Annotated in this window: 15 protein-coding genes; 8 read left to right on the plus strand and 7 right to left on the minus strand. The window is 62.9% G+C overall.

Features of this window, described 5'->3' with window-relative positions:
- Positions 1–11: 11 nt before the first annotated feature.
- From ribBA to nrdR, 4 genes are read right to left on the minus strand one after another with little or no spacing between them, the layout of a single operon-like run.
- Complete coding sequence (ribBA, locus tag ACSPX5_RS20295; RefSeq protein ID WP_169432103.1) at positions 12–1,103, minus strand: bifunctional 3,4-dihydroxy-2-butanone-4-phosphate synthase/GTP cyclohydrolase II; 1,092 nt, start codon at positions 1,101–1,103, stop codon at positions 12–14.
- A 16-nt stretch (positions 1,104–1,119) separates the two neighbouring features.
- A complete protein-coding gene (locus ACSPX5_RS20300; protein WP_439820158.1) occupies positions 1,120–1,782 on the minus strand; it encodes a riboflavin synthase in 663 nt (220 codons plus the stop codon).
- Between the two features lie 47 nt (positions 1,783–1,829).
- Positions 1,830–2,963: a bifunctional diaminohydroxyphosphoribosylaminopyrimidine deaminase/5-amino-6-(5-phosphoribosylamino)uracil reductase RibD gene (ribD, locus tag ACSPX5_RS20305; RefSeq protein ID WP_439820159.1), complete on the minus strand. Its 1,134-nt coding sequence runs from the start codon at positions 2,961–2,963 to the stop codon at positions 1,830–1,832.
- Positions 2,960–3,424, minus strand: a complete 465-nt coding sequence (gene nrdR, locus ACSPX5_RS20310) for a transcriptional regulator NrdR (protein ID WP_003228656.1) — start codon at positions 3,422–3,424, stop codon at positions 2,960–2,962. The genes ribD and nrdR overlap by 4 nt, the downstream gene beginning before the upstream one ends.
- Before the next feature lie 128 nt (positions 3,425–3,552).
- Here nrdR and ACSPX5_RS20315 point away from each other — a divergent pair, with 128 nt between their 5' ends.
- The 3 genes from ACSPX5_RS20315 to trxA are packed head-to-tail and all read left to right on the plus strand — an operon-like array spanning position 3,553 to position 5,582.
- On the plus strand, positions 3,553–4,017 hold the full coding sequence (locus ACSPX5_RS20315; protein ID WP_169432105.1) for a YbaY family lipoprotein: 465 nt from the start codon (positions 3,553–3,555) through the stop codon (positions 4,015–4,017).
- Positions 4,014–4,670, plus strand: coding sequence for a class I SAM-dependent methyltransferase (locus tag ACSPX5_RS20320; RefSeq protein WP_169432106.1), 657 nt, complete (start codon positions 4,014–4,016; stop codon positions 4,668–4,670). Before ACSPX5_RS20315 ends, ACSPX5_RS20320 begins: the two co-directional genes overlap by 4 nt.
- 39 nt (positions 4,671–4,709) lie before the next feature.
- Positions 4,710–5,582 (plus strand): thioredoxin, encoded by an 873-nt coding sequence (gene trxA, locus ACSPX5_RS20325; RefSeq protein ID WP_065259542.1) that lies wholly within the window; start codon positions 4,710–4,712, stop codon positions 5,580–5,582.
- 4 nt (positions 5,583–5,586) lie between these two features.
- Here trxA and ACSPX5_RS20330 read toward each other — a convergent pair whose 3' ends face one another.
- A complete protein-coding gene (locus tag ACSPX5_RS20330; protein ID WP_439820160.1) occupies positions 5,587–5,940 on the minus strand; it encodes a hypothetical protein in 354 nt (117 codons plus the stop codon).
- 135 nt (positions 5,941–6,075) lie between these two features.
- On the opposite strand from ACSPX5_RS20330, the gene ACSPX5_RS20335 reads away from it, so the two are divergent.
- The 5 genes from ACSPX5_RS20335 to ACSPX5_RS20355 all read left to right on the plus strand — a co-directional run bounded on the left by ACSPX5_RS20335 (position 6,076) and on the right by ACSPX5_RS20355 (position 10,057).
- Positions 6,076–6,678: a DUF2796 domain-containing protein gene (locus ACSPX5_RS20335; RefSeq protein ID WP_169432108.1), complete on the plus strand. Its 603-nt coding sequence runs from the start codon at positions 6,076–6,078 to the stop codon at positions 6,676–6,678.
- Between the two features lie 14 nt (positions 6,679–6,692).
- Positions 6,693–7,403, plus strand: a complete 711-nt coding sequence (locus tag ACSPX5_RS20340) for an ABC transporter ATP-binding protein (RefSeq protein ID WP_439820161.1) — start codon at positions 6,693–6,695, stop codon at positions 7,401–7,403.
- 1 nt (position 7,404) lies between these two features.
- Positions 7,405–8,670 carry an ABC transporter permease gene (locus ACSPX5_RS20345; RefSeq protein WP_074691637.1) on the plus strand — a complete coding sequence of 422 codons (1,266 nt, stop codon included), beginning with the start codon at positions 7,405–7,407 and terminating at the stop codon, positions 8,668–8,670.
- A gap of 11 nt (positions 8,671–8,681) precedes the next feature.
- Positions 8,682–9,200 (plus strand): DUF3299 domain-containing protein, encoded by a 519-nt coding sequence (locus tag ACSPX5_RS20350; RefSeq protein ID WP_169432110.1) that lies wholly within the window; start codon positions 8,682–8,684, stop codon positions 9,198–9,200.
- A gap of 158 nt (positions 9,201–9,358) precedes the next feature.
- Positions 9,359–10,057: an OmpW/AlkL family protein gene (locus ACSPX5_RS20355; RefSeq protein WP_169432111.1), complete on the plus strand. Its 699-nt coding sequence runs from the start codon at positions 9,359–9,361 to the stop codon at positions 10,055–10,057.
- A 189-nt stretch (positions 10,058–10,246) separates the two neighbouring features.
- On the opposite strand, the gene ACSPX5_RS20360 is transcribed toward ACSPX5_RS20355, so the two are convergent.
- Positions 10,247–11,176: an NAD-dependent epimerase/dehydratase family protein gene (locus ACSPX5_RS20360; protein ID WP_439820162.1), complete on the minus strand. Its 930-nt coding sequence runs from the start codon at positions 11,174–11,176 to the stop codon at positions 10,247–10,249.
- Complete coding sequence (locus ACSPX5_RS20365; RefSeq protein ID WP_169432113.1) at positions 11,169–12,053, minus strand: sugar nucleotide-binding protein; 885 nt, start codon at positions 12,051–12,053, stop codon at positions 11,169–11,171. Before ACSPX5_RS20365 ends, ACSPX5_RS20360 begins: the two co-directional genes overlap by 8 nt.
- Positions 12,054–12,073: the final 20 nt, after the last annotated feature.

The following is a 12,073-nucleotide window of genomic DNA, read 5'->3' on the forward strand; positions in this document are numbered from 1 at the left end:
ACAACCGGTCATTATTCGGAGGGCACGTATTCTACAACTTCCAGATCGAAACCGGATATCGCATTGAACTTCATCGGCGCCGACATCAGGCGCATTTTGCGCACGCCGAGGTCGCGCAGGATCTGCGAACCGGCACCGACGATGCTGTAGGTGGTCGGTTTTTTCGGCGCGGCCTGATCGCCGGTTTCGCGGATGTGCGCCAGCAGCACGTCGCCATCCAGTGGGTGACCGAGCAACAGCACTACACCGCTGCCGGCCTCGGCGACCGCAGCCATGGCGGCGCGCAGGCTCCAGCGGCCCGGTTGTTTGACCATCAACAGGTCGCGCAACGGGTCCATGTTGTGCACGCGAACCAGGGTCGGCTCTTCGGCGCAAACGGTGCCCAGGGTCAGTGCCATGTGCACGTCGCCTTCCACGGAATCACGATAGGTCACCAGGTTGAATTGGCCCAGTTCGCTGTCCAGTGGCTGCTCGGCAATCCGCTGAACGGTACGTTCGTGAATCATCCGGTAGTGAATCAGGTCGGCGATGGTGCCGATCTTGATGTTGTGTTCAGCGGCGAAGGCTTCCAGTTCGGCGCGACGGGACATGGTGCCGTCGTCGTTCATCACTTCGCAAATCACGCCGCTCGGCTCGAAACCGGCCATGCGCGCCAGGTCGCAGGCGGCTTCGGTGTGGCCGGCGCGGGCCAGGGTGCCGCCGGCCTGGGCCATCAACGGGAAGATGTGGCCCGGGCTGACGATGTCTTCGGCCTTGGCGTCTTTCGCGGCCGCCGCTTGCACGGTGCGTGCGCGGTCGGCGGCGGAGATGCCGGTGGTCACGCCTTCGGCCGCTTCGATCGAGACGGTGAACTTGGTGCCGAAACCGGAACCGTTGCGCGGTGCCATCAGCGGCAGCTTCAGGGTTTCGCAGCGCTCACGGCTCATCGGCATGCAAATCAGGCCACGGGCGTGCTTGGCCATGAAGTTGATGTGCTCGGCCTTGCAGCATTCGGCGGCCATGATCAGGTCGCCTTCGTTCTCGCGGTCTTCGTCATCCATGAGGATGACCATCTTGCCTTGGCGGATGTCTTCTACCAGTTCTTCGATGCTATTGAGCGCCACAAGGCACCCCCTTCAGTCAGGATTTGAGGTAGCCGTTGGCGGCCAGAAAGCTTTCGGTGATGCCACCGGACGTCGACTCAGCAGCCTTGTCGCCCAACAGCAGGCGCTCGAGATAACGCGCCAGCAAGTCGACTTCCAGGTTCACCCGGCGACCTGGCTTGTAGGACGCCATGATGGTTTCGCTCAGGGTGTGCGGAATGATCGTCAGCAGGAATTCGGCGCCATCGACCGCGTTCACGGTCAGGCTGGTGCCGTCGACGGTGATCGAGCCTTTGTGGGCGATGTACTTGGCCAGCTCTTTTGGCGCGCGGATGCGAAATTCCACGGCGCGGGCATTGTCGCTGCGCGAAACCACTTCGCCGACACCGTCGACGTGACCGCTGACCAGATGGCCGCCGAGACGGGTGGTCGGGGTCAGGGCTTTTTCCAGGTTGACCGGGCTGCCGCTTTTCAGATCATTCATGGCGGTGCAGTCGAGGGTTTCGCGACTGACGTCGGCGGCAAAGCCGTCGCCCGGCAGTTCCACGGCGGTCAGGCACACGCCGTTGACCGCGATGCTGTCGCCGAGTTTGACGTCGCTCAGGTCGAGCTTGCCGGTTTCGACATGCACCCGCACATCACCGCCCTTTGGGGTCAGTGCGCGGATACTGCCGATGGATTCGATGATGCCGGTAAACATGGGGTTCTCCTTGAGAACGAAGCCAGCGCTAACGCGATGGCCGGGAATTATACGCTCGCCGATGAGACAGGGATTGCAGTGACTCGCCAGTCATCGCCAACCGCGCGAATTTCAGTGATTTTCAGCTCCGGCGCATCCTTCATACAGGCCAGCGACCAGTCCAGCAGCGGACGCGCCGTGGAGCCGAGGAACTTGCCGGCGATGAAGATCACGAACTCGTCCACCAGACCAAGCTGGGCAAACGCGCCGGCCAGTCGCGGACCGGCCTCGACCAGCACTTCGTTGACGCCACGGTTGGCCAGTTCGATCAGCAACTGGTGCAGATCGACCTGACCGTCATCGCCCGGCACGATCAGGCATTCCGGGCCGTGGGCGTACTGTTCTTCGATGGCCACGCAGGTGGCGACCAGCGCCGGGCCGGCCTTGAAGAACGGCGCATCCAGCGGCACTCGCAGACGCCCGTCGATCAGCACCCGCAGCGGCGGACGGCTCAGGGCCAGCGCGGTCTGTTCGGCATCCAGCCCCAGCTCTTCGCCGCGAACGGTCAGGCGTGCACCATCGGCCAGCACCGTGTCGGCGCCGGTCAGCACCACGCTGGCCTGGGCGCGCAACCGCTGCACCGCCGAACGCGCGGCAGGGCCGGTGATCCATTGGCTCTCGCCGCTTTCCATCGCCGTGCGGCCGTCGAGGCTCATGGCCAGCTTGACCCGCACGAACGGCAAGCCGTGTTCCATGCGTTTCAGAAAACCTTGATTGAGCTTGCGCGCCTCAGTTTCCAGCACACCGCTTTCAGTGGCGATGCCGGCATCGGCCAGACGCTGCAAACCGCGCCCGGCGACCTGCGGATTGGGATCGCGCATCGCCGCGACCACCCGGCCAACACCGGCATTCACCAGCGCATCGGCGCAGGGCGGTGTACGGCCGTGGTGGCTGCAAGGTTCGAGGGTCACGTAAGCCGTGGCGCCCCGGGCCAATTCACCGGCGGCGCGCAGGGCGTGGACTTCGGCATGGGGTTCGCCGGCACGTTCATGCCAGCCTTCACCGACAATCTGCCCGTCACGCACAATCACGCAGCCAACCCGTGGATTGGGATGAGTCGTGTAGTGCCCCTTGCGCGCCAGCTCCAGGGCCCGGGCCATGAAGTGGGCGTCGAGGATGGCCTGCTCGGCGGCGGTGGTCATTCTTTCACCGGTTCGCGGGCGAGGCGATCGATCTCTTCGCGAAATTCGTTGAGGTCCTGGAAGCGGCGGTACACGGAGGCGAAACGGATGTAGGCCACTTCATCGAGCTTTTGCAGCTCGGCCATCACCAGTTCGCCGACCACGAGGGATTTGACCTCACGCTCGCCGGTGGCGCGCAGCTTGTGTTTGATATGGACCAGCGAAGATTCGAGACGCTCGACGCTCACCGGACGTTTCTCCAGGGCACGCTGCATGCCGGCGCGGAGCTTTTCTTCGTCGAACGGTTGGCGGCTGCCGTCGGTTTTGATCAGGCGCGGCAACACCAGTTCGGCCGTCTCGAACGTCGTGAAACGTTCGCCGCAGGCCAGGCATTCACGCCGGCGGCGCACCTGTTCGCCCTCGGCGACCAGACGCGAGTCGATGACCTTGGTGTCGTTGGCACCGCAGAAGGGACAGTGCATGGTGGCTGGCAACAAAAAAAGGGAGGGCCATGGTAGCGCATCCCGGTGGCAAGACAAGCCATAGGCTTTGCGGTATACAGACTGCCATGATCGTTTGATCCATGGATTTCATTTTGACGGAGCCACCAATGTCGTTACGACCGCTCGTTTTGCTCAGTGTTTTCAGCCTGCTGGTGGCCTGCGGCAGCGACGCACCCAAGCCGCAGCCGCCAACGCCGGGCCCGGCGCCGCAACAGGCGCAGAAAAAGGCCAAAGAAGCTGCCGACCTCGGCCCGCTGCCTGCGTATCAACGTGAACTGAGCGGCACCCTGCAAGGCGTGCCGACGGGCGCCGAAGTCGAACTGGCGCTGCTGGTGATCGACGAGAAAGGTCGCCCGCAACAATTGCTCGCCAGCTCCAGCCTGATCGGCAACAACCAGGTTCTGCCGTTTCGCCTGCGCTTCAACCCTGATGCGTTCCCGGCCGGGGCGCGGGTCGAACTGCGTGGCCGCGCCACACAGTCCGGCCAGTTGATCCTGCATCTGCCATCGCAGACCATCAGCCAGCCGACCACCCAGGCCCTGGGCCAAATGCAATTTGTCAAAGCGCCATGAATGCACCGCTGGACCTGCAACAGGCGTTGGGCGAGTTGCTCGGCGACGCCCGACTGGTGACCTGCCCGCTGCCGGACACTGATTTGAAGCTGTGGCTGATCGACGGCGACAACATGGCCCGGGAGTTCAGCCCGGAGGAAACCCGGCGAATCCTGCACGAGCCGCCGTACTGGAGTTTCTGCTGGGCCAGCGGCCTGGCGGTGGCGAGGTATCTGGCGGAGTTTCCTGAGTGGGTTCGAGGCAAACGCGTGCTGGATTTCGGCGCCGGTTCCGGGATTGCCGGCATCGCGGCGGTGAAGGCCGGGGCGCTGGAGGTGGTGGCCTGCGACCTCGACCCACTGGCGATTGCCGCCTGCCGGGCCAACGCTGAACTCAATGACGTGCAGATGAGCTATTCCACGGACTTCTTCGCCGAGGCCGATCGCTTCGATCTGATCCTGGTGGCCGACGTACTCTATGACCGGGAAAACCTGCCGCTGCTCGATGCGTTTCTCAGTCGTGGCCGCGAAGCGCTGGTGGCGGATTCGCGGGTTCGGGATTTCCGTCATCCGTTGTACCGGCGCATCGAAATGCTCGAAGCCATGACCCTGCCGGATCTGGCCGAGCCCGAAGAGTTTCGCCATGTCAGCCTCTACCACGCGGCCCGCGCCTGACCGTATAGTTGCCCCATTCACGCTTTTACGAGAGACCCCATGAGTCAGCAAACGCCGTACATCTTCGACGCCACGACGGCCGACTTCGACCAGTCGGTGATCGAGGCTTCCTTTCAAAAACCGGTGCTGGTGGATTTCTGGGCCGAATGGTGTGCGCCGTGCAAGGCGTTGATGCCGATGCTGCAAGGGATCGCCGAGAGCTATCAGGGCGAGCTGCTGCTGGCCAAGGTCAATTGCGATATCGAGCAGGACATCGTTGCCCGCTTCGGCATCCGCAGCCTGCCGACCGTGGTGCTGTTCAAGGACGGTCAACCGGTGGACGGTTTTGCCGGGGCCCAGCCGGAATCCGCCGTGCGCGCCCTGCTCGAACCTCACGTAAAAATGCCACCACCGGCAGCGGCTGATCCGTTCGAGCAAGCCCAGGCGCTGTTCGATGACGGCCGTTACGCCGATGCCGAAGCCGCGCTGGTGGTGATGCTCAACGAAGACAACACCAACGCCAAGGCGCTGATTCTCTACGCCCGATGCCTGACCGAACGCGGCGAGCTGGGCGAAGCGCAAACCGTGCTCGACGCGGTCAAGAGCGACGAACACAAGGCTGCACTGGCGGGCGCCAAGGCGCAGATCAAGTTCCTCGGCCTGGCCCGTGACCTGCCGGATGCCGCCGACCTGAAAAGCCGTCTGGCGCAGAACCCGCAGGACGATGAGGCGGTGTATCAACTGGCGATCCAGCAACTGGCCCGTCAGCAATACGAAGCAGCACTCGACGCGTTGCTCAAGCTGTTCATCCGCAACCGCAGCTACGGCGAAGGCCTGCCGCACAAGACCTTGCTGCAAGTGTTCGAACTGCTGGGCAACGATCACCCGCTGGTGACTGCCTACCGGCGCAAGGTGTTTGCCGCGCTGTACTAAGCGCTTACTCGATCCAGCTGTAGAGCGGCGTATCCCCGCCGCTCAGCACTTTCACATCGGCCGAATGACGCAGGCGCACCAGCAGGCGCTTGCCCGCCGCCGCGCTGCCGGTCAGCCCTTCGAGCTGATCCAGCAACTCCGGCCCGCTGAGTTTTCCGGCCTTGCGCAACAGATCCCTGGCGACCTGCCACAACGCGTCATCCTGATTGACCGGTTTCGCCACAGGCGCCGCTGCGGCTGTCTGCGGCTGGTTGGCCTGCACGCCGAACTGCGAACCGAGCCGCGCCCAATCGCTTTCATCCAGTTCCAGGGTCAAATCCACCGGCAATTCGCCGACGGTTCCGCGTATCCGCAACATAAGCTTTTCTCCCGCACATTTCTGACCTGCATGCTCCCATGGGACTTGTGTAACGCCAAGCAGGCGGGCAAACTCTGCGCACTTTCGTTATAAGATTACATAACAAACTCTTCACTTTACTTCCCGGAGTTCGCCATGCGTCGTCTGCTGCTCGCTTTGCCGTTTGCCCTGTTGCCGCTGGCCATCGCCCAGGCTGCCGATGAACATGACCACGATCATGAACACGGCAGCCTCGGTGCCCACGAACATGGCGTCGGTCGCCTGAACGCCGCGCTCGATGGCCAGACACTCGAACTGGAGCTGGAAAGCCCGGCGATGAACCTGGTCGGCTTCGAACACGTCGCCACCAGTGATGCCGACAAGGCCAAGGTCGCCGCCGCCCGCGCACAGCTGGAAAAACCATTGGCGCTGTTCAGCCTGCCGGCCGCCGCCGGTTGCAAAGTCGTCAGTCAGAAACTGGAAAGCCCACTGTTCGGCGACAAGCCGGATGCCGACGATCACGACGATGATGACCACGACGAAGACGCCAAAGGCGGCGACGCCCATCACCACGATCACAGCGAAATCCACGCCCACTATCAGTTCACCTGCGCAGCGCCGGGTGCGTTGAATACGCTGGATCTGGCCAATATTTTCAATACCTTCCCGGCCACCCAGAAAATTCAGGTACAACTGATCGGACCGAGCGGCCAGCAAGGCACCGAAGTGACGGCCAAGGCCGCCGCCCTGAAATTCTGATCACGAACGGCGCCATGACCCAAGCACTCATCGAACTGTCCGACCTGGGCTTCAACTGGCCCGGTCACCCGCCGCTGCTGGACATCCCGGCGTTTCGACTGGAACCGGGTGAAACCCTGTTCCTCAAGGGCCCCAGCGGCAGCGGCAAGACCACGCTGCTCGGGCTGCTCGGCGGGGTGCAGAAACCCGGTCGCGGCAGCATTCGCCTGCTCGGCCAGGAACTGACCGAACTGGGTGCCGGCGCCCGTGATCGCTTTCGCGTCGATCACACCGGCTACATTTTCCAGCAGTTCAACCTGCTGCCGTTTCTCTCGGTGCGCGAGAACGTCGAGCTGCCCTGCCACTTTTCAAAGCTGCGAGCTGAACGTGCCAAGCAACGTCACGGCAGCGTCGATCAGGCAGCGGCTACGCTGCTCGCCCACCTGGGTTTGAAGGACGAAGGCATTCTCGGCCGTCGCGCCGATTCGCTGTCGATCGGTCAGCAGCAACGGGTCGCCGCTGCGCGTGCATTGATCGGTCAACCGGAACTGGTGATCGCCGACGAACCGACTTCGGCACTGGATTACGACGCCCGGGAAAACTTCATTCGCCTGTTGTTCGCCGAGTGCCGTGAGGCCGGTTCGAGCCTGTTGTTCGTCAGCCACGACCAGAGTCTGGCGCCGCTGTTCGACCGTCATCTGTCCCTGGCCGAACTCAATCGCGCCGCCACGCCTGCCGAGGTCTGAGATGTATCTGTTCCGTCTGGCCATGGCCAGCCTCGCCAACCGCCGTTTCACCGCCCTGCTCACCGCGTTCGCCATCGCCCTCTCCGTCTGCCTGCTGCTGGCGGTTGAGCGGGTGCGCACCGAAGCCAAGGCCAGTTTCGCCAGCACCATCAGCGGCACCGACCTGATCGTCGGCGCCCGTTCCGGTTCGGTGAACCTGTTGCTGTATTCGGTGTTTCGCATCGGCAACGCCACCAACAACATCCGTTGGGACAGCTTCGAGCACTTCGCCAGCAACCCGAAAGTGAAGTGGGCGATTCCGATGTCCCTCGGTGATTCCCATCGCGGCTACCGGGTGATGGGCACCACCGAAGCCTATTTCGAGCATTACCAGTACGGTCGCCAGCAGCACCTGGAACTGGCGGACGGCCGCGCCTTCGCCACCGATCCGTTCGAAGTGGTGCTCGGTGCCGAAGTGGCCGAAGCGTTGCATTACAAGCTCGGCGACAAACTGGTGCTCGCCCACGGCGTGGCGGCGATCAGTCTGGTCAAGCACGACGACAAACCGTTCACCGTGGTCGGCATTCTCAAGCGCACCGGCACGCCGGTAGACCGCACCTTGCACATCAGCCTCGGCGGCATGGAGGCGATCCACATCGACTGGCACAACGGTGTGCCGGCCCGTGGCAACGGACGGATCAGCGCCGATCAGGCACGCAACATGGACCTGACGCCGCAAGCGATCACCGCGTTCATGCTCGGCCTCAACAGCAAGATTTCGACCTTTGCCCTGCAACGGGAGATCAACGAATTCCGTGGCGAGCCGATGCTGGCAATCCTGCCGGGCGTGGCCTTGCAGGAGCTGTGGAGCCTGATGAGCACCGCCGAAAAAGCGTTGTTCGTGGTGTCGTTGTTCGTGGTGCTCACCGGATTGATCGGCATGCTCACAGCGATTCTCACCAGCCTCAACGAGCGTCGCCGCGAAATGGCGATTCTGCGTTCGGTCGGTGCGCGGCCGTGGCACATCGCAAGCCTGCTGGTGCTGGAAGCCTTCGCCCTGGCGCTGACCGGAGTCATCGCCGGGCTGGCGTTGCTGTACCTCGGCATTGCCGCCGCTCAGGGTTATGTGCAGGCCAATTACGGGTTGTATCTGCCGCTGGCGTGGCCAAGCGAGTATGAATGGACGCTGCTCGGTGGCATTCTGGCGGCCGCGCTGCTGATGGGCAGCGTGCCGGCCTGGCGCGCGTATCGCCAATCCCTGGCCGATGGCCTGTCGATCCGTTTATGAGGATGTTCACCATGCCCCGCGCTGTACTCGCGCTGCTGTTGCTCGTCGCTCTGCCCGCCTGGGCAGCAGCGCCGAAAGACCTGACCTGGTCGGAGATGATCCCGCCGGACGCGGCGCCCGAAGTGCCGAACATGACGCCGCTGCATGACCTCTCGAAGATGAGCGATGCGCTGTCCGCCGAGTCGGCACCAGCGGCCAAGCAAGACCTGCCCAACGCCCCGGTGGTGCAAAGCCTCGACGGCCAGAACATCCGTCTGCCGGGCTACATCGTGCCGCTGGAAGTCAGCGAGGAAGGCCGCACCACGGACTTCCTGCTGGTGCCGTACTTCGGCGCCTGCATCCACGTGCCGCCACCGCCGTCGAACCAGATCGTGCACGTGAAAAGCGAAGTCGGCGTGAAACTCGACGAGCTGTATCAGCCGTACTGGGTCGAGGGGCCGTTGCAGGTCAAGCCGTCCACCAGCGAACTGGCCGATGCCGGGTATCAGATGGAGGCGGACAAGATTTACGTCTACGAACTGCCGGAGTAAATCCGGTAATCAGTTATAGCCCGCCCAATCGGCTTCGCGAGCAAAGGTTCCACAAAAAAAACACCTATCACTGTTTCATTGAGCTGAGTCAAAAGACCGTATCAGACGGATTCGTACCATAGGACATCAAACATTTTTAACGTCCTTTGGGAGCTTCCATGAACAAGTCCTTGCTCAGCGCTTCGCTGTTTGCCCTCGCGCTCGCAGCCCCGCTCGCCCACGCCCACGAAGCCGGCGACATCATCGTTCGTGCCGGTGCGATCACCGTCAACCCGAAGGCCGACAGCTCCAGCGTCAAGGTCGATCAGGGTCCGCTGAGCGGCACCAACCTGGGCGGCAAGGCAACCATGAGCAGCGACACCCAACTGGGTCTGAACTTCGCCTACATGCTGACCAACAACATCGGCATCGAGCTGTTGGCCGCCTCGCCGTTCGAGCATGACGTGAAGCTCAAGGGCACAGCCCTGCCGGCTGCCAACGGCAAACTCGGCACCCTCAAACACCTGCCGCCAACCCTGAGCGTCGTCTACTACCCGCTGGACGCGAAGTCGCCGTTCCAGCCGTACATCGGCGGTGGCATCAACTACACCTGGATCTACGACGAGCACGTCGGCAGCGAAGCCCAGTCCAACGGCTTCAGCAACTTCAAGGCGAAAAACTCCTGGGGCCTGGCCTGGCAGGTCGGCGCCGACTACATGCTGACCGACAACATCATGCTCAACGCCCAGGTGCGCTACATCGACATCGACACCCGCGCCACCGTCGAGAACAACGCCGTGGCCCCGGGCACTCGCGCAAAAGTGAACGTCGACGTCGATCCATTTGTGTACATGGTCGGTCTGGGCTACAAGTTCTAAGCGAGCAATCAAAGAACGTTCACGTGGTGGTGAATGAGGCTTGGTGGCGGGCAGACTCAGAACTGACGGCGATGTTACGCCATCGACCGGGGAGCAAGCTCCCTCGCTACAGGAAACCGGTTTGAAACCCGATTTCCGGCCGTGAAAAAGGCGCCTGTCAAAGGCGCCTTTTTCATGTCTGCGAGAAGCTCAGCGGCCGAGCAGACGTGCCAGGCCAACGCTCATCGGCGTTGGCGTCGGGCACTTGAAGCGCTCGAGCAAGCGACCGTTGTTCGCCCGCGAATGACGGATGTCACCGGAACGCGCCGGGCCATAACTGACCGACGGCAGCTCACCGACCACCGCTTCCAGCGCGGCCAGCATCTGCTTGAGGTTGGTCGCCTGATTCCAGCCGACGTTCACCGCACCGACATCCACTTGCGGCTTTTCCAGAGCCTGCACCAGCACATCGACCAGGTCTTCGACGTACATGAAGTCCCGGGTCTGCTCGCCATCGCCGAACACGGTGATCGGCAAACCTTTCTGCGCGCGTTCGCTGAAGATGCTGATCACGCCGGAGTATGGCGAGGACGGATCCTGACGCGGGCCGAAAATATTGAAGAAGCGGAAGATCGCCGGTTCCAGACCATGCTGGCGACGGTAGAAATCGAAGTAATGTTCGCCCGCCAGCTTGTCCGAGGCGTACGGTGTCAGCGGCGCCTTCGGCGTGTCCTCGTCGATCGACTCGCCCTCGCCATTGTTGCCGTAGACCGCTGCGCTGGAAGCGAACAGCACGCGCTTCACGCCGGCCTCGCGCATGGCTTCGCAAACGTTGAGCGTACCGATGAAGTTGCTCTGGTGAGTTTTCACCGGATCATCCACCGACGCCTGCACCGAGGCCACGGCGGCCAGGTGCGCGACTGCGCTGCAACCTTGCATCGCACGGGCGACCAAAGCGGCATCGGCGACATCACCGACGATCAGTTCGACCTTGGGATTGTCCAGCGGCAGGTTGCTGCGTTTGCCGGTCGACAGGTCATCGAGGATCCGTACCGAATGGCCGTTGGCGAGCAACGCGTCAGTCAGGTGCGAACCGATGAAGCCGGCGCCGCCAGTGATTAAAACAGGGCCTTCAGCCATGACGATAAAACCTATCCAGTAAGCCCGGGAGTGCGGCACGCCAGGCGCGCGGCTTGATCCCGAAAGTGTGCAGAATCTTCTTGCAGGCCAGCACCGCGTGTTGCGGTTCTTCGGCGGCATCCTCACGCGCGGCGTGAGCCTGGGCGGTCGGTTCTTCGATCGCCAGCGGATGCAGGCTGCGAGCCTCGGAGAGAATCGCCTGCCCCAGCGCCAGCGGCGTGGTCGCCTCATGGCCGGCGTAGTGGTAAGTGCCCCACAGCGGAGCGGCGCAATCGAGTTGTTTGAGTACCGAGATGATCACCCGGGCCGCATCGTCGACCGGGGTCGGGTTGCCGCGACGGTCGTCGGCCAGCAGCAATTCGTCCGGCTTTTCAGCACGAGCGAGGAAGCGGCCGAGGATGCCTTCCGGGCTGTCGTCCAACAACCAGCCGAAACGCAGCAGCACGTGTTGCGGACAAGTGGCCCGCACGCTCTGCTCGATCCGCCACAGCGCCTGACCACGCAGGCCCAGCGGCACCGGCTCGTCCTTTTCGCTGTAGGCAGTGGCGCGGGAACCGTCGAATACCCGGTAGCTGGAGGGCTGGACCAGCACGATATTGTGGTGCTGGCACAGTTCGGCCAGACGCTCGATGGCGCGTTCTTGACCCGACAGACGGCTTTCACTGACGGTCTCAGCCTGGAACCAGTCGAAATAGTAGGCAAGGTTGATCAACGCATCGGGACGAGTGTCGTCGAGCAGTTGAGTCAGGCTCGCGGCATCCCAGCCGTCTTCGGGAGGGCGGGGGGCGAGGAAACCGATGTCTTCCTCCGCACCGAGGCGAATCAGCGCCTGCCCAAGGGCATTTCCGCCGCCCAGTAACATAAGGCGCATTCGCATAGAGTCAGCAGGCCCAGTCT

It is taken from the genome of Pseudomonas sp. HLG18 (assembly GCF_051903985.1).
GTDB classification, from domain to species: Bacteria; Pseudomonadota; Gammaproteobacteria; order Pseudomonadales; family Pseudomonadaceae; genus Aquipseudomonas; species Aquipseudomonas fluorescens_BT.

What these genes read in the sequence shown, in the direction of transcription:
- nrdR (WP_003228656.1), bottom strand. Translation starts at nt 3,424, where the DNA reads ATGCACTGTCCCTTCTGCGGTGCCAACGACACCAAGGTCATCGACTCG.
- ACSPX5_RS20345 (WP_074691637.1), top strand. Translation starts at nt 7,405, where the DNA reads ATGTATCTGTTCCGTCTGGCCATGGCCAGCCTCGCCAACCGCCGTTTC.
- ACSPX5_RS20335 (WP_169432108.1), top strand. Translation starts at nt 6,076, where the DNA reads ATGCGTCGTCTGCTGCTCGCTTTGCCGTTTGCCCTGTTGCCGCTGGCC.
- ACSPX5_RS20320 (WP_169432106.1), top strand. Translation starts at nt 4,014, where the DNA reads ATGAATGCACCGCTGGACCTGCAACAGGCGTTGGGCGAGTTGCTCGGC.
- ACSPX5_RS20330 (WP_439820160.1), bottom strand. Translation starts at nt 5,940, where the DNA reads ATGTTGCGGATACGCGGAACCGTCGGCGAATTGCCGGTGGATTTGACC.
- ACSPX5_RS20360 (WP_439820162.1), bottom strand. Translation starts at nt 11,176, where the DNA reads ATGGCTGAAGGCCCTGTTTTAATCACTGGCGGCGCCGGCTTCATCGGT.
- ACSPX5_RS20300 (WP_439820158.1), bottom strand. Translation starts at nt 1,782, where the DNA reads ATGTTTACCGGCATCATCGAATCCATCGGCAGTATCCGCGCACTGACC.
- ACSPX5_RS20350 (WP_169432110.1), top strand. Translation starts at nt 8,682, where the DNA reads ATGCCCCGCGCTGTACTCGCGCTGCTGTTGCTCGTCGCTCTGCCCGCC.
- ACSPX5_RS20340 (WP_439820161.1), top strand. Translation starts at nt 6,693, where the DNA reads ATGACCCAAGCACTCATCGAACTGTCCGACCTGGGCTTCAACTGGCCC.
- ribD (WP_439820159.1), bottom strand. Translation starts at nt 2,963, where the DNA reads ATGACCACCGCCGCCGAGCAGGCCATCCTCGACGCCCACTTCATGGCC.
- trxA (WP_065259542.1), top strand. Translation starts at nt 4,710, where the DNA reads ATGAGTCAGCAAACGCCGTACATCTTCGACGCCACGACGGCCGACTTC.
- ACSPX5_RS20315 (WP_169432105.1), top strand. Translation starts at nt 3,553, where the DNA reads ATGTCGTTACGACCGCTCGTTTTGCTCAGTGTTTTCAGCCTGCTGGTG.
- ACSPX5_RS20365 (WP_169432113.1), bottom strand. Translation starts at nt 12,053, where the DNA reads ATGCGAATGCGCCTTATGTTACTGGGCGGCGGAAATGCCCTTGGGCAG.
- ACSPX5_RS20355 (WP_169432111.1), top strand. Translation starts at nt 9,359, where the DNA reads ATGAACAAGTCCTTGCTCAGCGCTTCGCTGTTTGCCCTCGCGCTCGCA.